This is a genomic window from Rhodococcus globerulus (assembly GCF_019334125.1).
Taxonomy (GTDB): domain Bacteria; phylum Actinomycetota; class Actinomycetes; order Mycobacteriales; family Mycobacteriaceae; genus Rhodococcus_F; species Rhodococcus_F globerula.
Genome location: NZ_CP079698.1, coordinates 38,137 through 59,545 on the forward strand (window position 1 = coordinate 38,137; position 21,409 = coordinate 59,545).

A 21,409-nucleotide genomic window follows, 5' to 3' on the forward strand; every position below is an offset into this window, starting at 1 on the left:
ACGGTTACGTACCGCTGCGACGGTCACAGGTTAGAGGCAAAACCGGGCCCCCAAATTCGTGGGGGTTGCTGAATTGCACGTGACACGCGCCGCACTGTTGTGCGCGCTGAAGGAGTACCGCAGCCATGGCTGTCAAGATCAAGCTCACCCGCCTCGGCAAGATCCGCAACGCTCAGTACCGCGTTGTCATCGCCGACTCCCGCACCCGTCGTGACGGCCGTGCGATCGAGACCATCGGCAAGTACCACCCCAAGGAAGAGCCGTCGCTGATCGACATCGATTCCGAGCGCGCTCAGTACTGGCTGTCCGTGGGCGCACAGCCCACCGAGCCCGTCGAGGCTCTCCTCAAGATCACCGGTGACTGGCAGAAGTTCAAGGGCCTCCCGGGCACCGAAGGCACCCTGCGTGTCAAGGAAGCCAAGCCCTCCAAGCTCGAACTGTTCCAGGCTGCACTCGCGCAGGCCGAGAACGAGCCGGTTGCAGAAGCAATCACCCCCAAGAAGAAGAAGGCTGCCAAGGCAGACGAGGCCAAGGCAGACGACGCCGCAGCCGACGCCGAGGCTCCCGCTGCAGACGCCGAGGCTGCTGACAAGTGAGTGCCGTCGTCGCTGATGCGGTAGAGCATTTGGTTCGCGGCATTGTCGCCAATCCTGACGACGTACGCGTCGAACTGATGACCGGACGCCGTGGACGTACCGTCGAGGTGCACGTGCACCCCGACGATCTCGGCAAGGTCATCGGCAGGGGCGGCCGCACCGCGACCGCTCTGCGCACCCTGGTCTCCGGTATCGGTGGCCGTGGCATTCGCGTCGACGTCGTCGACACCGATCAGTAGACGGCAGTAATTCAAGTGGAACTCGTCGTCGGTCGTGTCGCGAAGTCGCATGGCATCAAAGGTGAACTGGTCGTAGAGGTTCGTACTGACGAACCCGAAGAGCGCTTTGCCGTTGGAACTGTGCTGCGTGGGCATAAGCCACGCGAGTCCACTAGCAAGTCCTACACAGTAGAAGCCGCCCGGGATCATTCCGGGCGGCTCCTGCTGCGTCTCGAAGGCGTCAACGATCGCGGCGAGGCAGATGCCTTGCGTGGCACGTTGTTTGTCATCGACAGCAGTGAACTCGAACCTTCCGACGATCCGGACGAGTTCTACGATCACGAACTCGAAGGACTGAAGGTCGTTCTGACCGACGGTACCGAGGTGGGTTCTGTGATCGAGGTATTGCACTCCGCCGCAGGCGAATTGCTTTCCATTCGCCGCACCGGTGAGGCATCGGGCGAGTTGTTGATCCCATTTGTCGCCGCCATCGTGACCAAGGTGTCGATTGCCGACGGCCTGGTTGAGATCATGCCTCCCGAGGGTCTGCTGGACCCTGACTTCGGTGACAAGTCGAACAGCGACAGCGACAAGTCGAACTCAGATCGCGACTGATCGATTCATGCGTCTCGACGTAGTCACCATTTTTCCCGAGTACCTCGAACCGCTTCGTGCCGCCTTGCTGGGCAAGGCAATCGAACGCGGCTTGATCTCGGTTGACGTCCATGATCTGCGTTCGTGGACTCATGACGTACACAAGGCCGTCGACGATTCCCCGTACGGCGGGGGACCTGGCATGGTCATGAAACCCACCGTGTGGGGTCCCGCGCTCGACGACGTCCTCGGCCGCTCCGATTCTTCCGGCCCGGATGATGCCGACACCATTTTGGTGGTGCCGACTCCCGCCGGTGTTCCCTTTACCCAGGCAACAGCGCATCGTTGGTCGAAGGCGCAGCATCTTGTGTTTGCCTGCGGCCGGTACGAGGGCATCGATCAACGAGTCTTCGACGACGCGGCCAAGCGGGTTCGCGTCGAAGAAGTCAGCATCGGCGATTACGTCCTGATCGGCGGCGAGGCTGCCGTACTGGTGATGGTGGAAGCAGTAGTTCGCTTGATGCCCGGTGTGCTCGGCAATCAGCTGTCGCACCAAGAGGATTCGTTCTCCGACGGTCTTCTCGAAGGGCCGAGCTACACCCGCCCGGCGGTCTGGCGCGACCTCGAAGTTCCGCCTGTTCTGCTGTCCGGCGATCACGCAAAGATCAAGGCATGGCGCCATGAGCAGTCGCTTCAGCGCACCGCCGAGCGTCGTCCGGATCTGCTGCCCTAGCTGTTTCGCTTCAGCCAGGTGACGCTCGCGCCGTTGTCGAAGACTTCACTGGCCGTGGGCGTGAAAAGTATCGGCTCGAATGTACCGGCGATCATCGGTATCCCCGCACCCACGATGACCGGGTACCTTTTGATGATCAATTCGTCGATCTCCGGTAGCAGTTCTCCGGCAAGTATTCCGCCGCCGCACAGCCAGATATCTTGTCCTTCTTGGGCTTTGAGTTCCTTGATCTTCGTTATCGGGTCAGTGCGCACCAGGTTGACTGCCGGATCGGCGATATCCGGGAGTGTGGTCGATACGACGTATTGCCGAAGGTGCGCGTATGGACTGCTCACGCCGACGCTTCGTGCGGGCTCGTAGGAACCGCGGCCCATGAGGACGGTGTCGAAAACTCTGTTCGGTGGGTTGCCCATCCCGACGTGGGGCCGGATGTGCGTGGGTACGGTTTCTGGGTAACGCTCGTTCATCGACGCGGTCATCTGATCGGAGAGCGGAAAGAAATCGAACTCTCCTCCGGGGCCCGCGATGTATCCGTCCAGTGTTGTTCCGACGTAGTACACAAGCTTGCGCATGTACAACTCCGTTCGTAGTACTCTGTTTGTAGTGGTTTAATTTAGGGTCGTGACAGGAGCGGTGTCAAGTGCGAAAGAACCCGGAACGCCGGCTGGCGCTGATCGACGCTGCAATCGAGGTGCTGGCGCGAGAGGGCGCTAGAGGCTTGACATTTCGAGCCGTCGATATGCAGGCGGCCGTGCCGAATGGAACTGCGTCGAACTATTTCGCAAATCGCGACGACCTACTCACCCAAGCCGGTGGCCGGATCTACGAGCGACTGATACCGGACAACCTCGAGGCGATGATCGATCCCGTCAACGGCACCGATCGTGAGCGCCTGGTGACGCTCATGCTGGACGTGGTCGAGCGGGTCACCTCATTCGGGACCGGATTCCTCGCATTGATGGAGCTGCGCCTCGAGGCGACGCGTCGGCCTGATCTTCGAGCGGTTCTGACGGTCCGCATCCGAGAAGACTTCGAACTCAACGTCGCCAACCATCTGGCCTCGGGAGTGCCGGGTGATGCGATGACCGTTCGACTGCTCTACATGTCGTTGAACTGGCTGGTTCTCGATCGGCTCACACTGCCGAATCTTTTCGGGCAGGAGGACGTTCGTGCCGTCGTCGAGGCGGCGGTGGATCGGGCCTTGCCGCCACAGCGGTAGCAGGTCAGTGGTCGGTAACACGTCAGTGGTTGTCGGTGCTGCGCCGGAACGAGAAGTATCGATGCCCCAGAAAACTCACGCCTGCCACGATCAGCATCACCACTGCCTGTGCCGGTAGTGGTGGTGCATGGAGAACCGACACCGCAAAAGTCCCCAGGATCAGATTCAGTACCAGCCCACCGGAATTGACGACGATAAATGCCCCGAGGTCGCGGGCGAGGTGACCCCGGACGCGGAAGACCAGAGTTCGGTGCAGCACAAACGCGATCAGGACGCTGATGCTGTAGGAACCGATCAGCGCGACCGGGTAGAGGTTGTCGTTGCCCAACGCGAGCATCCAGATGACGAACAGCCCGTATCCGATGGCTGTATTCGCCACTCCCACAACGGCAAATGCGATGGGCTGATGTTTCACGATTCGCAGCAGCGGGCCTGGGTCGGCAACCGGGGCGGTGTCCTCGCTCACGATGCGTTGTTCGTTGCGTCGTCGATCCGGTCGCGTCGACGGCCGCGCAGATACATCCATTCGAGTACGCCGAGGCCGAGAATTCCGGCGACCATCGATGCGCCGCCGATCTTCCATCCCGGCGGACGCCAGGTGAGGACAAGTTCCGCGTCCTTTGTTCCGGCTGGAACATCCACGGTGACAAAGGACTTCGCAACAACGTCGATGGGAACAGGCTCGCCGTTCAGGGTGGCGCGGTAGCCAGGCCAGCCGAGACGGGCGAAGACGACCTTCCCGCCGCCGCTCGAGCTGACTCGAAGAGTGCTCGACATGTTCGTCTCGGCGACCGACGTCGCTTCCACCCCTTCGGTGTGCGAGATTCGGCCGTTGCGGGTGGAGACCGGACCGTCGACGCGTTCGAGTACCGAGATGTAGTTGTCGTGGCCGGGGTAGTCGACCCATTTCCAGCCGTCGGGGGCCGGCTGGTTACGAGCATCGGGATACAACGCGTTCTGCAGGACCACGCGGTCCACGTTCATGAGATCGACTAGGGTGCGGCCAGTTTCGGGTTCGACGGCGAAGACCCGTGCGAACGCGTCGGGGCACACGCTCATGTCCCACCGCATGCACAGGAGATTGCCGAAGTAGTAGTGCCCGTTGGGGGTGTAACCGCTGGTGTAGGTGAGTTCCAGATCTTTCGGATAGTTTCCGAAAGCCAGTGAGCCGTATGCGCCGTCGAGGGTGCGTTGGTCGGGGGCGATGAGCGCGCGATCGGCGAGTTGCAGTGTTGTTCCGTCGAAGTCGGGGAAAGCTGCTTTCATGTCCGAGCGCGACTCCGGCAGGTTCCAGCTCATCGGTGTCGGTTGCGCGGCGCGCACCTGGGCGTAAGCGATGGGGGAGACTGCGGCAATAGCGAGGATGCAGGCCGCGGCCGTTCCCTTCGTTCGGCCGAGCCAGACCATCGCGGCGCCGAGAGCAGCGACGGTGACGGCCGAGATCACGTGCCATTCCAGGAGGCTGGGTGCAGCCGACGCCGAGCGGATCAGGAGTAAGCCCACCAGGATTCCGGCGGCCGCGCCGCGGCGACGCCAGTTGTCGGTGGTGGCGTAGCGCCCGAGCAGGATGCACACCAGAAGTAGCAGTCCGATCGCCACCATCGGGAGCACCCGAGCGGGCCAGCGGAGGGGGCCGATGGTGCTGGGTCCGGCAGTCCACATGAGTACTGCCACCGTGAAAATTCCGACGGCCGTCAGTTCGCGTGCGGCGCCGCGAGCTTTGCCCCAGTCGATGAATGCAAGCGCAGGAATCAGGAACCAGGCGATGTAGACCATCGGCATGGTCTGGATGTAACCCCACCACGAAACAAACGCGGGCATCGTGCTCGGCAGGCTGGCGTTGAGGGATTCCGACCACGGTACGGCGAGGAAGGCGTCGTTCTTGACCTCGGATGCGCCGCGCCAGGTGACGTCGGCGGTGAGCAGACTCGGCAGGTAGGTTGCGAGGCCCGCCAGCGCGGCACACGCGGAGACTGCGAGGAGCCGCAGCGATGGCAGCCAGCGTCGTTGGTAGACCACTTCGCCGATGGCCACAGCAACGATCATCAGACCGGATTCGACTGCGGGAAACACGTATTGGACCGACATCGCGAGATACAGGAACACAAACGTCGGTATCGGACCGCTCTTGCCGCGGGAGTACCGGATCGCCGACGCCCAGGCCTGCACCATCCAGGCGGTGCCGGTAAAGGCCGTCATCCAACTGGCCTCGTCGAAGAACAGCAGGAAACCGGTGAAGGGAATCGAGACGCCGGCTACGGCCGCCCACGCGGGCTTGGAGCCGTACTCGAGGCAGATCCGAAATACACCGAGGCCGAGGATGATCGCGAAGATCAGCTTGACCAGCGTTGCGTACAACGCGAGGTTGTCGAAGGACGGCGCTATCAGGTCGATCAGCAGTTGTGGTGGGTTGAGAAGGCCGGCTTCCTCGATGGCGTAGTTCCCGGCCATCCAGTTCTCCGGCACCAGGACTGGTAGGTGGCCCTCGCGCAGATTTCGGCCCAACATCACCCACAACGGGGCGTACTGGGACTCGGTGTCATCGGTGTAGAAATGGCGTGCATTTGCCAGGACGACAGCGATGTATCCCGCGATAACACCGACCGCAGTACCGGCACCCCATTTGTACACGTCAGCTCTGGCGCGAATGCGAGTTTCCACCACGAGTTCCAGACCTTAACAGGATGGGGGAATCGTGCCATGACGCGTGCAGGTAAACCGTTGGCAAAGTACAAGAGTCGTACACGCGCGCGTGTTAAAGTTCGCGGCGGTGTGAGTCCGGTCGCACTGATCACTCGACCCTTCGTCGAGTTCCCGAAGGGAGCAGTAAGCGAGTGCACTCGATCTCCGTCGTGGTGCCTGTCTACCAGGGCGAACGCACGATTTCCGCGCTGGTCGACGAGCTGAACACTCTCACCGGTACCTGTGTCACTGCAGGTGGTGCCGAATTTTCGGTCGACGAGATCGTCCTTGTCCATGACAACGGGCCAGATCGCTCCGACGTCGTCCTTCTCGAGTTGGAACGCCGTTTCGACCACGTACGGGTGATTTGGCTGAGCCGCAACTACGGCCAGGACGCTGCAACGATTGCCGGTATGGCTGCTGCCCGCGGCGACTGGATTGTCACGATGGACGAGGACGGGCAGCATGACCCGGCGTCGATCAGCGCGTTTCTCGACACCGCACTGCGAGAACGTGCCGATCTTGTCTATTCGAAGCCGGTCAATACCCGCCCCCACGGATTCTTGCGGAACGTGACGTCGCGGGGCGCAAAGATGGTTCTGGCTACGGTGTTCGCGTTCCCGGCATCGGCGCAATTCGAGAGCTTCAGACTTGTTCGCGGCGACATCGCGAGACAACTTGCGGAGGTCGCTGCAAACGGTGCGTACCTCGACGTCGCTCTGACCTGGGTGGTGGGTAACACCGCCACCGTTCCGGTTAGCTTACGTGCGGAGGGCCGAGAGGAATCCGGCTACAACTACCGCCGGTTGTTCTCTCTGTTCTGGAAGATGGTGTTGTGCAGCGGAACCCGGGGTCTCCGATTGGTCAGCCTGCTCGGCGTGACTCTTGCGCTCGCCGGAGTGGTGGTCGCTGCGGTGATCTTCGTCCAGGCGGTGACCGGCGACAACAACGACCCTGAAGGCTGGGCATCGATGATCGTGGCGATGCTGCTCTGCTCGGGGGCAATTCTGTTCTCGCTTGGTCTCATTGCCGAATATCTCGGGGTTGCCCTGCATATTCTGGTGGGCAAACCCCTGTATCTCAAGGTCGATGCACCACGTCCGGGTGTAACTGAAATGGACGGTGTCACACGTGAACGCTGACCGCATCATCTTCAGTCGGCCCTACCGTGCCGCGAATGAATTGACCAATCTGGCAACGGTTCTGGAATCGGATCACATTCACGGCGACGGCACGTTCACCGCCTCGTCCACCGCAAAGATCAAGGCGATCACCGGCGCCAAGCACGCCCTGCTGACAACCTCGTGCACACACGCGCTCGAACTTGGTGCACTTCTGTTGGAGATCGGGCCGGGCGACGAAGTCATCGTTCCAAGTTTTGCCTTCAGCTCCGCAGCGACTGCTGTCGCGCTGCGCGGAGCAACCGTCGTGTTCGTCGACATCGATCTGGAAACCGGCAATATCGATCCGGTCGCCGTCGCCGACGCGATCACACCGCGCACCAGAGCCGTGCTGGTCATGCACTACGGCGGTGTGGCAGCCGAGATGGAACCGCTGCTGGCACTCGCGAAGGAACACGGCTTTGCGTTGATCGAGGACAACGCGCACGGACTGGGCGGCACGTGGCGGGGCCGAACACTCGGCACCATCGGCACCGTCGGCACTCAAAGTTTCCACGACACCAAGAACATTCATTGCGGCGAGGGCGGCGCGCTGCTGCTCTCCGACGACGCACTGATGGAGCGCGCCGAGATCATCCGCGAGAAGGGCACGAACCGTGCTCGTTTCCTGCGTGGTCAGGTGGATAAATACTCGTGGCAGGACATCGGCTCCAGCTATCTACCCAGTGAACTCAACGCGGCGGTGCTCGACGCTCAACTTACCGAATTCGACACGATTCATGCGGGCCGTCATCGCGTCTGGGACGACTACAGCGAGAACCTGTCCGATTGGGCGAAGAATCACGACGTTCAACTGATGACTGTTCCGGACGATCGTGAGCACCCCGCGCACCTGTTCTATGTCCGGCTGCCGAACGAGCGCAGCCGCGACGCCATGATCCGGCACATGGCCGAGCGCGGCGTAGTGGCACCCTTTCATTACGTGCCCCTGGACACGAGTGCGGCCGGACTGCGCTACGGCCGCACACCTGTGCCGTGCGTTCGTAGTCTGCAGTTCTCGACCACGATTCTGCGACTTCCGCTGTGGCCGATGCTCACAGCCGACCAGCAGGGCCGCGTTGTAGATGCTGCGGCGTCGTATCGCGTGTAGTTAAGACTTCTAGGGCCCGGACGCTTCCTGAACGGGCTTTTCGGTTGTGGGTGTGGAGGGCGACCATTCGTCCACCGTGCCGTCGGGGAAAATGATCTGCGCTACGCCCGTGATGGTGTCGCGGGCGTGGAGCGCACTCTCGTCGTTGGTGGCGTCTGTCATCGAGGTATCCGGGATGAGTCCGTAGTTGTCGTCGTCCTGATACTGAATATCCTCGCGCGTGGTGACAGTCACGATGAATCGGTTGTCCTCGCCGACGATGCCGGTGGTCAGATGGACCCACTGGTCGCTGACACAACACATCCATCCCTGTTTGACGGCAAGCACCGGTTCGTTGAAGAGAGCGTCCGGGAGGCCGAAGCGTTGGTCGTAGCCGTCGGCGGCAGTCGCCGTGGATTCGCGGAGGTGGTCGACGATCAGATTGATCCGGTCCGCCCCCAGCCCTGCGGTGTCGTCGAGGACTCCGTCGTAGAACGTGATCAGATCGCGCGCCGTAGTTTCGGTGTTCCACCACAAACCGTCGTATGGCGCGGTGGTGGAGGTCAACGAGTAGCGTTGCGCGACGCGGTTCACGAGGTCGGAGCCGCCGGCAGCGTCCCACAGGAGATTGGCGGCCGTGTCATCGGAAGATTCGAGCATGGCAACCATGAGGGCGCGGTCGTCGTCGCCGAGTGGGCGTTCGTCACGCGAATCTTGATAGAGCAGATCCTCGGCGATGAAAAGCTTTGCTACCGAGGCTGTTTCGATCTGCTGATCGCCGCCCACCTCGAGATAGTTGTTCGTGGTGCGGTCGAAGACGGCAATCGACGCCTCTGCGCCGCGATCAAGTGCGGCAGTACGGGCCTGTTCGAGTCGCACGTCAAGGGCCTGCGCGAGCGGCACGTTTGTATCAGGGAAGGGGGAGGTCTCGGTGGATGCTGCCTGGTTTGCGGCCGCGCTGCATGATGCCGCACAAGTAACTGCGGCAATCATTGCGATAACCCGGACGAACCGCGCAGTCATCAATTTCCCCCGGACTCCGGACACGGCGCTGTCTGCCGGTCTTCTTGTTCCAGGATAGCGGTAGGCTCGGTTCTCGTGATTCTCAAGACCGTGAACCAGCGCATTGCCGAGGAACTCGACGTCCGCGAAGGGCAGGTGGCTGCGGCCGTAGACCTGTTGGACGGCGGGGCCACCGTGCCCTTTATCGCCCGGTATCGAAAAGAAGTCACCGGCACTCTCGACGACGCTCAATTGAGACTTCTCGAGGAGCGGCTGCGCTACCTCCGCGAACTCGACGAGCGGCGCGACGCGGTTCTCGTCGAGATCGAATCCCAAGGAAAACTCGACGACGCCTTGCGTGGTCAGATCATGCTTGCCGACACAAAAGCGCGGCTAGAAGACATTTACCTGCCGTTCAAGAAGAAGCGCCGCACCAAGGCGCAGATCGCCCGCGAGGCCGGGCATGAGCCTGTGGCAGATGCTCTCATCGGGGATCCCACCACCGACCCCGCGCAGTATTCGGACGAGCAGCTCGACGGTGCGCGGTCGATCCTGGTCGAGCGCTTTGCCGAAGATGCCGATCTCGTCGGTGAATTGCGCGAGTTGATGTGGACTCGCGGACAGGTTGTCTCCGCGGTTCGTAAGGGCAAGGAAACCGATGGCTCGAAGTTTGCTGACTACTTCGAGTTCTCCGAACCCTTCGCAAAACTTCCGTCCCACCGAATCCTCGCGGTACTGCGCGGAGAGAAGGAAGAAGTGCTGTCGGTGACGATGGCACCCGATACCGCGGAACTCGCACCGGGGGAGCGGACGGTATACGAAGGCCGCATCGCAACCCGGTTCGACATTGCGGATCGTGGACGCGCAGCCGACGGCTGGCTCCTCGACACCGTTCGATGGGCGTGGCGGACCAAGTTTGCAGTCACCCTCGGCGTCGACGTCCGGATGCGGCTGCGTCAGTCTGCGGAGAAGGACGCCGTCGACGTGTTCGCGACCAACCTCAAGGACCTTCTGCTGGCAGCGCCGGCCGGCGCTCGTCCGACCATGGGTCTCGACCCCGGATTCCGAACGGGCACAAAGGTTGCCGTCGTCGACGGTACGGGCAAGGTGGTTGCGTACGAGACCATCTACCCGCATCAGCCCCACAACAAGCGAGACGCTGCTCTGGCCACACTGGCGAGCTTGGTAGCCAAGCACGGCGTCGAATTGATCGCCATCGGCAACGGCACCGCGTCACGTGAGACCGATACGCTGGCCGGCGACCTGATCACCAAGTCCGGCGCCACCAACCTCACCAAGATCGTTGTCTCCGAAGCCGGTGCGTCCGTGTACTCGGCGTCGGCATACGCATCTGCGGAACTGCCGGACCTCGACGTGTCCATCCGCGGAGCCGTGTCCATCGCGCGTCGCCTCCAGGACCCCCTCGCCGAACTGGTGAAGATCGACCCGAAGTCCATCGGCGTCGGCCAGTACCAGCACGACATCACCGAATCGCTCCTCTCTCGTTCACTCAACGCCGTGGTCGAGGATGCTGTGAACTCGGTGGGCGTCGACGTGAACACGGCGTCGGTCCCGCTGCTGGCCCGTGTCTCGGGTATTGCCGGTTCGCTGGCGGAAAGCATTGTGTCGCATCGAGATCAGAATGGTCCGTTCCGAACGCGCAAGGCGCTCAAGGACGTCTCGCGGTTGGGACCCAAGGCGTTCGAGCAGTGCGCGGGCTTCCTCCGCATCGCCGACGGCGACGACCCGCTCGACGCGTCGAGTGTGCACCCCGAGGCGTATCCCGTTGTCCGCAAGATCGTCGCGAGCGCAGGTGGTGACGTCAGCAGTGTCATCGGCAATGCGACGGCATTGCGCTCGGTGCGCGCCGCAGATTTTGTCGACGATCGGTTCGGCCTTCCCACCGTCACCGACATCATCGCCGAACTCGAGAAGCCGGGCCGTGATCCGCGTCCGGAGTTCAAGACGGCCACCTTTGCCGCCGGCATCGAGAAGGTCGCACACCTCAAGCCCGGAATGGTGCTCGAAGGCGTAGTCACCAACGTCGCCGCCTTCGGTGCCTTTGTCGATGTGGGAGTACACCAGGACGGTTTGGTCCACGTCTCCGCGATGTCGCACAGCTTTGTCAAGGACCCGCGAGAAGTGGTCAAGTCGGGTGACGTCGTCAAGGTCAAGGTGCTCGAAGTCGACGAGGCTCGCCAGCGCATCGCGCTGACACTGCGAATCGACGACGAAGTGGGTGCGCCGCCGCGAAAGTCCGACGGTCCTCGCGGTGGGCAGAACCCGCGTCAGGGTCAAGGCGGGCAGCAGCAGCGCCGCGGCGGTGGCCAGCAGCAGGGCGGTCGGGACAAGCGCCCGGACAACCGGGCGCCGGCGTCCGGGTCGATGGCCGATGCCTTGCGAAATGCGGGATTCGGCAAATAAGAGGGTTCGAATGATTCACCCCGCCCGGTTTGTCACAATTGAGCAGACCGGGTCGGGGGACTTCGTGGAGTGAGGGCAGTAATGGGCGAGTGGCTCGACCGCGAGATCGTCGCCCACGGCCGACTGCCGCTGTTGTTCTTTCTTCTCGGGTTTCTCGCTGCGTTCCTGTTCATTCGGCTCAGCGTGCGAATGATCCGCGCGCAGGTGAAGTGGTGGCCGGGCAACATCACTCCAGGTGGTCAGCACGTTCACCATGTGGTCTTCGGCGTTGTTGCCATGATCGCCTCGGGCGGCGCACTGATCGCGGTCTACGTGGACGGCTCCCAAACCACTGGCGCCGTCCTCGCCGCGATCTTCGGGATGGGCGCCGCGTTGGTGCTCGACGAGTTTGCGCTCATCTTCTATTTGAAGGACGTCTACTGGTCGGAGCAGGGCAGGACGTCGGTCGACGCGGTTTTTGTCGCCATCGCGGTGACAGGCCTCGTTCTGCTCGGCTTCCGTCCGCTAGAGCTGCTGGACTTGGCCGGCTTCCGCGAGGAAAGAAACCCCTGGATCAGATTGGCCTTCGTGTTTGTCGCTCTGATCAACTTCGGCCTGGCCGCGATCGTGATTCTCAAAGGCAAGATCTGGACGGGTCTCGTCGGATTGTTCGTCCTCCCACTGCTGATCATCGGAGCGATCAGACTCAGTAGGCCTGGTGCGCCGTGGGCGCGGTGGCGGTACACCCGCAAACCGAAAAGAATGAAACGGGCGCTCGAACGTGAACGAAAATGGCGACGCCCCGTTATCCGGGCCAAGATCTACGTCCAGGATCTGATCGCCGGGTCGCCGAGCGTCGAACATGCGATGGCTGCGGCGGAGGAGGAACTCGACCACACGATTCAACCGGCTCCGCCACCTCCGGTTTCGCCCTTACTGTCCGCGTCTGGCACAATGGACGGGTTGCCTGGACCAGGCAGCAGTACTTGATCTGGGCACGAACCAGTCGAGCGTCGTATCGGGCTTACCGAAGCGTCGCCGCTCGGTTCCTCTGCTCCTGCGAAATGCAAGGATGACACATGAACACTTTGGACTTCCTGGATAAGAAGTCGCTGCGCGACGACATTCCTGACTTCCGCCCCGGCGACACGCTCAACGTGAACGTCAAGGTTATCGAAGGCTCGAAGGAGCGCGTGCAGGTCTTCAAGGGCGTCGTTATTCGTCGTCAGGGTGGCGGCGTTCGCGAAACCTTCACCGTCCGCAAGGTTTCCTTCGGCGTCGGTGTCGAGCGTACGTTCCCGGTTCACAGCCCCACGCTGGCCTCCATCGAGGTTCTGACCCGCGGTGACGTTCGTCGCGCGAAGCTGTACTACCTGCGCGAGCTGCGCGGCAAGAAGGCAAAGATCAAGGAAAAGCGCTGATCTTTCTTATTGGCCCGGCACCGCGTACGCGCGGTGTCGGGCTAATCTGTTTCTGTGGCAGATTCTTCGAAGGAGCAGGCATTGTCGTCCGGACCCGAGAATCAGGATGGAACAGGTAATCCCGAGGAACAGAACACTCCTCGACCACAGACATCACACCGCTCACCCAAGAAACAACGATCGTTCTTCCGGGAACTCCCGATACTGATCGGGGTGGCGCTGGTTCTCAGCATCGTTTTACAAGCATTCGTCTTTCGCGTTTTCCTCATTCCGTCCGAGTCGATGGAACCGACCCTGCACGGCTGTGCAGGATGTACCGGTGACCGCATCGTGGTGGAAAAGATCGGATACCGCTTCGGCGATCCGCAGCCCGGCGACGTAGTCGTCTTCAAGGGCCCCGATTCATGGAACACCCACTACACCTCCACGCGGTCGGACAACGTCGTGATGCGCGGAATCCAGGAGGTCGGCTCGTGGGTCGGCCTGGTCCCGCCCGACGAGAACGACTTGGTCAAGCGCGTCATCGCCACCGGCGGACAAACCGTCGAGTGCTGTGACGAACAGGGCCGAGTCCTCGTGGACGGCAAACCGCTCGACGAGCCCTACGTCAAGATGGACTACCCGTTCACTCCCGGCGTCCAGGATTGCCAAACCGCTGTTCAATCCGGCAGATGCTTTGCTCCCGTCACCGTGCCCGAGGGACACGTGTGGGTGATGGGCGACAACCGGAGCAATTCCGCCGATTCGCGCGCCCATGTGCAGGACGAGCTCCAAGGGACGATCCCGCTCGACAACATCATCGGTCAGGCACGCTTCATCGTTCTCCCGCCTTCACGGATGGGTAGCATCAGTTCACCTGATCCCCAAAGCAATTGAGTGCAGAAGACCGTGAGTAGTTCGAGTACTTGGCCACCCCGAGTGGTCATTCGCAGATCAACAGGTTTGCGAACGATGGAGTCTGCGCTGTATCGAACGGGGATGGGTCCGGTTGCCGGTGTCGACGAAGCCGGACGCGGTGCGTGCGCGGGCCCACTGGTCATCGCGGCGTGTGTTCTGGCGCCGAAACCGCATGTGGCCCTTGCTCGTCTCGACGATTCGAAGAAGCTCACCGAACGCGCCCGCGAAGAACTCTTTCCGAAGATCAAACGGCTGGCATTGTCCTGGAGTGTCATTTCTGTCGAAGCCGAGGAAATCGATCGAATCGGCATCCACGTCGCCAACATAGAAGGGATGCGACGCGCTGTCGCCGGCCTCGAGACGCCACCCGGATATGTGCTCACCGACGGGTTTCGAGTTCCCGGCCTGCCCGCGCCGTCGCTTCCCGTTATCGGTGGTGATGCCGCAGCCGCGTGCATTGCCGCCGCCAGCGTGCTCGCCAAAGTGACGCGCGATCACGTCATGGAAGAGATGGACGGCACCCATCCCGGATACGGCTTTGCGATCCACAAGGGATACAGCACACCCGTGCACATGGACGCGCTCGACGAGCTGGGCCCGTGCCCGGAGCACCGGATGACGTACGCCAATGTTGTTGCTGCGGGACTCCGGGTGGAGCAGCGCGCGGGGCATACGGGATGATGAAGGTTCAGACGAACTGGGAGGACTGGCTAAACCGATGAGTGCCGAGGATCTCGAGAAGTACGAAACCGAGATGGAGCTGTCGCTCTACCGCGAATACCGGGACATCGTCGGACAGTTCTCCTACGTCGTGGAGACCGAACGACGTTTCTATCTCGCCAACACGGTCGAGTTGCTGCCCCATAATTCGGATGGCGAGATCTACTTCGAACTGCGGATGTCCGACGCGTGGGTGTGGGACATGTACCGCCCCGCGCGATTCGTGAAATACGTGCGCGTCGTGACGTTCAAGGACGTCAACATCGAAGAGCTGGACAAGCCGGATCTGCGCCTGCCGGACTGAGCTTGGCTCACATGGACTTTTGCGCACAATGACGGCCTCGCCGATTTTCGGCGGGGCCGTCATTGTTCTTTGTTCGGGTCAATCGCCCTTCACATTGACGATCTGACGCAGCGTGTGACGGATTTCCACCAAGTCCTTGGCATCGTCCATCACGACGTCGATGTCCTTGTACGCTCCCGGAATTTCGTCGAGAAACGCCTTCGAACGCTTGTACTCGATGCCGACCATGGCCTTGTCGAGATCGTCGATCGTGAACGTCCGCCTTGCCTTGTTCCTGGCGTAGACGCGACCGGCGCCGTGCGGGCTGGACTTGAACGACGGCACGTTGCCCTTGCCGACCACAACGTAGCTTGCCGTTCCCATGGACCCTGGGATGAGTCCTGGCACGCCCACGTCGGCCTTGATCGCCCCCTTCCTGCTCAACCACACACCGCGACCCATGTGGAATTCCTTCTGGGTGAAGTTGTGGTGGCAGTTGATCCTCTCGAGTTCCTCCACGACAGCCGGAACGCCGTCGCCCATGAAGTACGCGAAGTCCTTCACTACCCGATCCATCATTTCCTCCCGGTTCAGCAGAGCAAAATGCTGCGCCCAGTTCAGATCAGTGATGTAGCAGTCGAATTCGGGTGTCTTCTCGACCAGGTAGGCAAGATCCCGGTCGGGGAGGTCGATGTGCCAACGGGCGCACAGATCCTGCGCGACCTTGATGTGGTGCTGTGCGATCTTGTTGCCGACACCGCGGCTACCCGAGTGCAGGAACAGCCACACGTTGTCATTTTCGTCGAGGGTGACCTCGATGAAGTGATTGCCCGACCCCAGCGTTCCCAGCTGGAAACGCCAGTTGTTCTTGAACTTGTCGTAGAAGGGCAGGCGATCGCCGGCCATCGCCTCGAGCTCTGCGATACGGGTTTGCGCCGTCGCGGTCAGTGTTTTGTTGTAGACACCGGCAGACAGGGGGACCGAGCGTTCGATGCTGTGGCGAAGTGCGCTCAGATCGCGACCGGTCAGGTCCTGAGCGTTGTACTGGGTTTTGACTGCGATCATTCCGCAACCGATATCCACGCCGACGGCGGCAGGCATGATCGCGCCTTCCGTCGGGATGACCGAACCCACCGTCGCACCCGCACCGAGGTGCGCATCAGGCATCAATGCCAGATGTGGACGGACAAAAGGCATCTGGGACGTGCGCAACGCTTGCTCGCGAGTTTTCTCGTCGAGTATCGATGCCCAGTTCCACAGCCTTTCGGTGATCTTCTCCATCAGTTTTCTCCCACATAGTGCACGTCGAGGACCTGGTGGTCCTTGTGGTGTGCGGGATCAACCATGCGCGTCGAGAGGTGGTGTGTGCAACCGATTTTCAGGTCCGAAGACCGTCGGCAAGCTCGTAGATGCGGCCGACGTACTTCTCCTGGAAGGCTTTTCGGGCGGCTGCAGCTTGATGTTCTGCCCCCGCGTGCGTGTAGACGTACTCGAGATGGACCAAGCTTTCGCCGATGTCGACGCGGCGCTGGTCGAGCACCGCCAGCTCCTCGACCAGCCGCGCCAACTCGCAGGTTGCGTCCGTTGTTTCGTCCATGGCGGTCCTCGATGTGCTCGTCGATACGTCCTGGTCCCAGGCTAGCACTCTTCGAACAGATATTCGAAGGTGAGTTTTGTCGTCAGCTGCCGGGGATGAAGCCCGGGTATACGAAGTGGCCCGGTCCACCGCCGGGGAGACCGGATCCGGACACGTTGGGCACATTGGCTTGGAGGCGAATCAATTTGTGCGGATTACCGTACTGATCGGCCTGCCAGCATCCGGTCAGAACTCCGTGAAATGCCGTGCACACAATGCGTGTGCTGGTGCCGAACGGTGACGTGAGCCGGTCTTGATTAACAAATGGATTCCAGTAATTCGGATTCTCTGGAGTGAGGAAATTCGAGTTGTCGAACGGTACCGATGGGCTCGGGTACGGAGGAATTGGCGGCCACTCGTCCTGGGCCTGCGCGATCGCCGTGCTGCCGAGGGTAACTGCTGCCACTGAAGCTGCGACGACGGCAGCTTGGGCGAAATGGCGCATTCGCGGTTTTGTCATCTGTCGAGAATAGGGGCGACGCCGCACATGACCGGGCGAATCCAGGCCACAGTTCAATGTCGAAATGGGCATCAACGTAGAAATGGGCAGAGCTACCAGCATGCGCTGGCGGCTCTGCCCATTTCCTTCCCCGAACTGAGTTAGCTCAAATTGCCGATCACATTGCCCAGGACTCCGCCGATGACGTTGGTCATCGACCCCTGCGGATCGGTGAGGGAGCCGAATACCTGGCCCGATCCGGTGTTCACTGAACCGAAGCCCATGTCTTCGAGGCTGCCGGCGCCGGCCTCGACAGGATTCGGCTGCCGGATTGTGACGCACACGCCCATCGGGTTGATGTTCCAGTCGCCGGCCGCGAGCACGATGTTGGTGCCTGCGCCGCTGTCGAGCTTACTGCCGACCGTGGCATTATCGGGAACCTTGTAGGTGGTTTCCAGAGCGATGACGCCGCCGCCGGCCGTCGTCCACCCGCCGCCCTTGGCAACTACGGAAGTACCGTTGACGACGGCCGTGCCTGTGACATCTTCCCACTGTTGGTTTCCGATAAGCCATTTGACGTTAAGGCGAGCCTTGACCAACTGGAATCCTGCCGGGTGGAAATCGCGGATCTCGTTGACGAGTGCTCCCGAGCCGGACACCTTGGTGATGTAGGTGACTGTCTGACCCGGTGCGACGGTGCCGTCGCCGACAACCTCCTTGCTGACGGTGTAGTCCGTCCAGACGGAGCCGGGCCAGTTGTCGGTGACCGACTGGCTGAGCGCGCATGCGGGTGCGGCTTGTGCCACCGATGCTCCGAGTCCGACAGTGACGCCGGCGGCAAGGAGGATGAGAGACGTAGTGGTCGCTACTGCGTGGCGTAGTGAGCGGCGTGACATGTAGAACTCCATTCAGCGAAATGCAGCGGTCTTGTAGGTTCGAGCAAAAACTATAACCAGTTCTACTGGACCGACGTCCAGTTTTGGTGGGAATCGGAATATTGCCGGTATGCAACCGGACTTGTCGCTAATCGCCCACCTACAAATGGGTAGTGCCGGGCCCTCAGAAGATTCGCAATCGTCGGGAATCGCTACTCGGGGAAGTGGCGGTGTCGATACAGTCGCTCATCCTCTGGAGTCTGCTGTCCGAGTGACTAGCACATGAGGCACTGTTGTCCGAGCGAATGAATTGTTCGCGGTTTCGAACTCCGTACCCGATGCTCAAGGCGAAGTTTCAGGCCGAGTTTCAGGCGGCTGGGCATAAGTCACAGCCTGCGCAGGCTCTCGAAGCGAAGGTGGCTCAACTTGAGGATGAGCTCGCGAAAGTACGACAGACGAACCGCGTGCTCAATGTCCGGGTGCGCACCTACGCGACGATGATCGAGCAACTTGCGGTCGAACGGGACCAGGCAGAAGCTGAGCGCGACAGAGCACACGCGGCTCGCGACGAAACCCTAGCGAAGGTCACACCTATCTCCATTCGTCTCGGGTAGGTCTCACGCAGAGAGGCCACTCATCGATCCAGCGACTTTCTCATTGATGTTCAGCCAACGAAGAATTGACCGCCTCAAGAAGGGGTCACCGTATAGTTCCAGCTTATGGTGCTTGATTTCACAAAGTTGGCGGCGAAGGGTTCGATCTCGGGAATTACCGAGCCAGCCAAGTTGTTTGATGCTCTGCCGAACAAATCCGCTGGCTACGGCTACCTCCGGACAGTGCAAGGTGATGTCCTCAATGCCTGGTCGCCGCGTCGAAACGAGCGCGATTTGGTCGTAAAGACAAACACTGGTGGGGGAAAGACAGTGGTCGGCTTGATGATGCTTCAGTGCGGTCTAAATGAAGGAAAAGGCCCGGCTCTGTATTTGGCACCGGACCCGCACCTCGCCTCTCGTGTCATCGAAGAGGGCAACAATCTCGGACTGTCCGTGGTGAATGATCCCGAGAACCCCAAGTTCATCAGTGGTGAAGCAATCTGCGTTACGACGATGGCGACTCTGATCAACGGCAAGACTCGCTTCGGTCTCCGCGGGACTGGTACACGCACACCACTTGCTGTCCACTCAATCGTGGTCGATGATGCGCACGCTGCGCTGACTCAGATCGAAGAGCGCACGAGGCTCAGAATCCCAGCAACCCACTCGGCGTTTCAAGAACTCTTGGATCTCTTCGGCGAAGAGCTCCGGATCCAGGGACTGAACGCATACATGGATATTGCGGAGAACGACAGTGCCAGCAATGCCACACTGCGAGTGCCATTTTGGTCTTGGCGCACTAAGCAAGAGGACGTTCTCCGAATCATTCGCCCACATCGCACATCACCTGAACTTGAGTGGCAGTGGCCGTTGGTATCCGACCTGCTACCGATCTGCGAAGCTGTCTTCACAGCCGAAGCATTCGAGGTCATGCCGCCATGTCCTCCTATCGAAATGATCCCGAGCTTCGCGGAGGCGGAGCGGCGGGTTTATCTGACAGCTACGCTTGCCGACGACAGTGTGTTGGTTACAAACTTTGATGCGGACCCAGCGAGCATCGCCCAGGCGCTGGTTCCCAGTAGCGCGTCGGATCTTGGAGACCGGCTAGTGCTGGCCCCTCAGGAGCTGAATCCTGATATTTCTCACGACGACTTGCGCTCACTCGCGAGGGAGATTGCCGATGAGCGCAACGTGGTTGTATTGGTGCCCAGCCACTTCCAGGCCAGGCGCTGGTTCGATGAGCAAGATCTCACCGTGAGTAAAGCAGTTGAGATCGACGATGCGGTAGAGAAGCTCAAGGCAGGCCACGTAGGTCTCGTCGTTATCGTAAATCGATACGACGGAATCGACCTCCCGGATGACGCGTGTCGGGTGTTGATCATTGATAGCCTCCCGTTCGCGTACACGGGAAGTGAACGCCGTGAAGCCGTCGCGCTCAAAGACAGTGAAGCACTTGTGGCTCGGCAACTGCAGCGACTTGAACAGGGAATGGGGCGAGCAGTACGAAGTCGCGATGACCGATGCGCAGTCCTCTTGATTGGAGCGAAGCTGACACAACTCGTGGCCCGAGTTGATGTGGCTGACAGACTGTCTCCGGCTACCCGCGCACAACTGAGGCTCTCTCGAATCGTTGCTGGAGAACTGGAGCACGCTGACATAAGCGAACTGCGTTCGGTAATTGATCAGGTTGTCAACGGAGACAGTGGCTTCCGCACCGCTTCGCGCGAAGCCCTACTGGGAGTTTCCTACGATCCGTCAAACATATCTCCGGTAGCTCCATGGCTTCGAGCAGCATACAACGCAGCAATCTCTGGGCAATACCAGAAGGCTGCAGACGCAGCCAGGGAAGCAGTGCAAGCGGCGGTCGACGTCGGCGATACAAGACTTGCCGGATGGCTTGGGGAAACTTATGCCATGTATGTCCAAGCTGTTGACCCAGCGCAGGCACAGAAGGTGCTTGCTGTCGCGCACAGCAGGAACCATGCCGTACTGCGACCGCTCGAAGGCGTTGGCTACGAACGGATTTCACTCTCCTCAACTCAGGCCCGGACAGCAGTCGAATATTTGACATCGACCTACAGTTCGGGAGCCGAACTGGTAATCGGATTTGACGCCATACTTTCTGATCTCGCGTGGGACAACAGTCGAACCGAACAAGCCGAGGATGCGCTGGCCTCGGTCGGTCTTCATTTAGGTTTCGCCGCTCAGCAACCAGAACGTAACTATGGGATCGGTAGCGATGTGTTGTGGGCGCTAGGAAATCACTCCTACGCTGTAATTGAGGCAAAAACTGGGGCCAGCGCCGAGAAGATCTGGAAGAAGGACATCAACCAGTTGAACGGGTCTGTCACCTGGTGCCAGACGGAGTACGGATCTGACGCAACCGTACTGCCCGTAATGATTCACCCGAGTCGCAGTGTGGAGCGAACTGGAACGCCACCTGTGGGATGTCAGGTGATCACAACGAAAAAGCTCAAGGCACTGAAGGCCGCGATCAGGGACTTTGCACGCACCTTGGCATATGACGACGGATATCGCGATGTCGCCCGCGCACAAGAAACGCTTGAGACCATGAAACTGAATATTGAACAGCTATTCAGTGAGTTCGCCGAGAAAGCTGTGCGCGAGTCCAAATAGGGCCTAAGAATCATGCTTAGCTTCATACCTGGCCTCCAATCAGTACCCGGCTTGTGCCGAATACCAGGACTGTGTTGCAGCCGCGGGCTGATTCATGCTGAATCGCGCTCTCGCGGATACGCTTCAAGAAATTCCCGTCACCAGTACTGGGCAGCGCGACTAGGTTGCGCCGCGGTCGGACTGCGGCGCTGGAAAATCGGAGAAGGCACAC

General features: G+C 60.7%; 23 protein-coding genes. 15 read left to right on the forward strand and 8 right to left on the reverse strand.

What is annotated here, in order from left to right:
* The first annotated feature begins 125 nt into the window (after positions 1-125).
* The 4 genes from rpsP to trmD are packed head-to-tail and all read left to right on the forward strand — an operon-like array spanning position 126 to position 2,141.
* Positions 126-596: a 30S ribosomal protein S16 gene (gene rpsP / locus KYT97_RS00165; protein WP_033236552.1), complete on the forward strand. Its 471-nt coding sequence runs from the start codon at positions 126-128 to the stop codon at positions 594-596.
* A complete protein-coding gene (locus KYT97_RS00170) occupies positions 593-835 on the forward strand; it encodes an RNA-binding protein (protein WP_033236551.1) in 243 nt (80 codons plus the stop codon). The genes rpsP and KYT97_RS00170 overlap by 4 nt, the downstream gene beginning before the upstream one ends.
* Positions 836-850: 15 nt before the next feature.
* On the forward strand, positions 851-1,429 hold the full coding sequence (gene rimM / locus KYT97_RS00175) for a ribosome maturation factor RimM (protein ID WP_219111542.1): 579 nt from the start codon (positions 851-853) through the stop codon (positions 1,427-1,429).
* A 7-nt stretch (positions 1,430-1,436) separates the two neighbouring features.
* A complete protein-coding gene (gene trmD, locus KYT97_RS00180) occupies positions 1,437-2,141 on the forward strand; it encodes a tRNA (guanosine(37)-N1)-methyltransferase TrmD (protein WP_033236549.1) in 705 nt (234 codons plus the stop codon).
* On the opposite strand, the gene KYT97_RS00185 is transcribed toward trmD, so the two are convergent.
* Positions 2,138-2,713 carry a dihydrofolate reductase family protein gene (locus KYT97_RS00185; RefSeq protein ID WP_219111543.1) on the reverse strand — a complete coding sequence of 192 codons (576 nt, stop codon included), beginning with the start codon at positions 2,711-2,713 and terminating at the stop codon, positions 2,138-2,140. The two genes, trmD and KYT97_RS00185, sit on opposite strands and share 4 nt — an antisense overlap.
* Before the next feature lie 68 nt (positions 2,714-2,781).
* On the opposite strand from KYT97_RS00185, the gene KYT97_RS00190 reads away from it, so the two are divergent.
* Positions 2,782-3,360 carry a TetR/AcrR family transcriptional regulator gene (locus KYT97_RS00190; protein WP_219111544.1) on the forward strand — a complete coding sequence of 193 codons (579 nt, stop codon included), beginning with the start codon at positions 2,782-2,784 and terminating at the stop codon, positions 3,358-3,360.
* Positions 3,361-3,382: 22 nt separating this feature from the next.
* Here KYT97_RS00190 and KYT97_RS00195 read toward each other — a convergent pair whose 3' ends face one another.
* Both KYT97_RS00195 and KYT97_RS00200 read right to left on the reverse strand, forming a co-directional pair.
* Positions 3,383-3,826 (reverse strand): GtrA family protein, encoded by a 444-nt coding sequence (locus KYT97_RS00195; RefSeq protein ID WP_033236546.1) that lies wholly within the window; start codon positions 3,824-3,826, stop codon positions 3,383-3,385.
* Positions 3,823-6,021, reverse strand: a complete 2,199-nt coding sequence (locus KYT97_RS00200) for a hypothetical protein (RefSeq protein WP_219111545.1) — start codon at positions 6,019-6,021, stop codon at positions 3,823-3,825. The genes KYT97_RS00195 and KYT97_RS00200 overlap by 4 nt, the downstream gene beginning before the upstream one ends.
* A 173-nt stretch (positions 6,022-6,194) precedes the next feature.
* Here KYT97_RS00200 and KYT97_RS00205 point away from each other — a divergent pair, with 173 nt between their 5' ends.
* Both KYT97_RS00205 and rffA read left to right on the forward strand, forming a co-directional pair.
* Complete coding sequence (locus KYT97_RS00205) at positions 6,195-7,184, forward strand: glycosyltransferase (RefSeq protein ID WP_033236544.1); 990 nt, start codon at positions 6,195-6,197, stop codon at positions 7,182-7,184.
* The gene (gene rffA / locus KYT97_RS00210; RefSeq protein ID WP_219111546.1) at positions 7,174-8,313 is read left to right on the forward strand and encodes a dTDP-4-amino-4,6-dideoxygalactose transaminase; all 1,140 of its coding nucleotides are present in this window, start codon (positions 7,174-7,176) and stop codon (positions 8,311-8,313) included. The genes KYT97_RS00205 and rffA overlap by 11 nt, the downstream gene beginning before the upstream one ends.
* Before the next feature lie 9 nt (positions 8,314-8,322).
* On the opposite strand, the gene KYT97_RS00215 is transcribed toward rffA, so the two are convergent.
* Positions 8,323-9,315 (reverse strand): serine hydrolase, encoded by a 993-nt coding sequence (locus KYT97_RS00215; RefSeq protein WP_033236542.1) that lies wholly within the window; start codon positions 9,313-9,315, stop codon positions 8,323-8,325.
* Positions 9,316-9,390: 75 nt separating this feature from the next.
* Between KYT97_RS00215 and KYT97_RS00220 the strand changes: the two genes are divergently transcribed.
* From KYT97_RS00220 to KYT97_RS00245, 6 genes are all read left to right on the forward strand, one after another.
* Positions 9,391-11,718: a Tex family protein gene (locus tag KYT97_RS00220; protein WP_219111547.1), complete on the forward strand. Its 2,328-nt coding sequence runs from the start codon at positions 9,391-9,393 to the stop codon at positions 11,716-11,718.
* 81 nt (positions 11,719-11,799) lie between these two features.
* Positions 11,800-12,687, forward strand: coding sequence for a hypothetical protein (locus tag KYT97_RS00225; protein WP_033236540.1), 888 nt, complete (start codon positions 11,800-11,802; stop codon positions 12,685-12,687).
* Between the two features lie 89 nt (positions 12,688-12,776).
* Entirely contained in the window at positions 12,777-13,118 is a 342-nt protein-coding gene (gene rplS / locus KYT97_RS00230; protein ID WP_033236539.1) for a 50S ribosomal protein L19, read from the forward strand.
* A 54-nt stretch (positions 13,119-13,172) separates the two neighbouring features.
* The gene (lepB, locus tag KYT97_RS00235) at positions 13,173-13,994 is read left to right on the forward strand and encodes a signal peptidase I (RefSeq protein WP_116103125.1); all 822 of its coding nucleotides are present in this window, start codon (positions 13,173-13,175) and stop codon (positions 13,992-13,994) included.
* 12 nt (positions 13,995-14,006) lie between these two features.
* On the forward strand, positions 14,007-14,696 hold the full coding sequence (locus KYT97_RS00240) for a ribonuclease HII (RefSeq protein ID WP_095887784.1): 690 nt from the start codon (positions 14,007-14,009) through the stop codon (positions 14,694-14,696).
* A 37-nt stretch (positions 14,697-14,733) separates the two neighbouring features.
* A complete protein-coding gene (locus KYT97_RS00245; protein WP_003942715.1) occupies positions 14,734-15,039 on the forward strand; it encodes a DUF2469 domain-containing protein in 306 nt (101 codons plus the stop codon).
* Between the two features lie 78 nt (positions 15,040-15,117).
* On the opposite strand, the gene KYT97_RS00250 is transcribed toward KYT97_RS00245, so the two are convergent.
* From KYT97_RS00250 to KYT97_RS00265, 4 genes are all read right to left on the reverse strand, one after another.
* Positions 15,118-16,299 (reverse strand): RtcB family protein, encoded by a 1,182-nt coding sequence (locus KYT97_RS00250; protein WP_219111548.1) that lies wholly within the window; start codon positions 16,297-16,299, stop codon positions 15,118-15,120.
* Positions 16,300-16,396: 97 nt separating this feature from the next.
* The gene (locus KYT97_RS00255; protein ID WP_033236535.1) at positions 16,397-16,615 is read right to left on the reverse strand and encodes a hypothetical protein; all 219 of its coding nucleotides are present in this window, start codon (positions 16,613-16,615) and stop codon (positions 16,397-16,399) included.
* Between the two features lie 82 nt (positions 16,616-16,697).
* On the reverse strand, positions 16,698-17,114 hold the full coding sequence (locus KYT97_RS00260) for a hypothetical protein (protein ID WP_033236534.1): 417 nt from the start codon (positions 17,112-17,114) through the stop codon (positions 16,698-16,700).
* Between the two features lie 140 nt (positions 17,115-17,254).
* Positions 17,255-17,989, reverse strand: a complete 735-nt coding sequence (locus KYT97_RS00265) for a hypothetical protein (protein WP_219111549.1) — start codon at positions 17,987-17,989, stop codon at positions 17,255-17,257.
* Positions 17,990-18,306: 317 nt separating this feature from the next.
* Here KYT97_RS00265 and KYT97_RS00270 point away from each other — a divergent pair, with 317 nt between their 5' ends.
* Together KYT97_RS00270 and KYT97_RS00275 are read left to right on the forward strand one after the other, a co-directional pair.
* Complete coding sequence (locus tag KYT97_RS00270) at positions 18,307-18,582, forward strand: hypothetical protein (RefSeq protein ID WP_219111550.1); 276 nt, start codon at positions 18,307-18,309, stop codon at positions 18,580-18,582.
* A gap of 105 nt (positions 18,583-18,687) precedes the next feature.
* Entirely contained in the window at positions 18,688-21,198 is a 2,511-nt protein-coding gene (locus KYT97_RS00275; RefSeq protein ID WP_219111551.1) for a helicase C-terminal domain-containing protein, read from the forward strand.
* Positions 21,199-21,409: the final 211 nt, after the last annotated feature.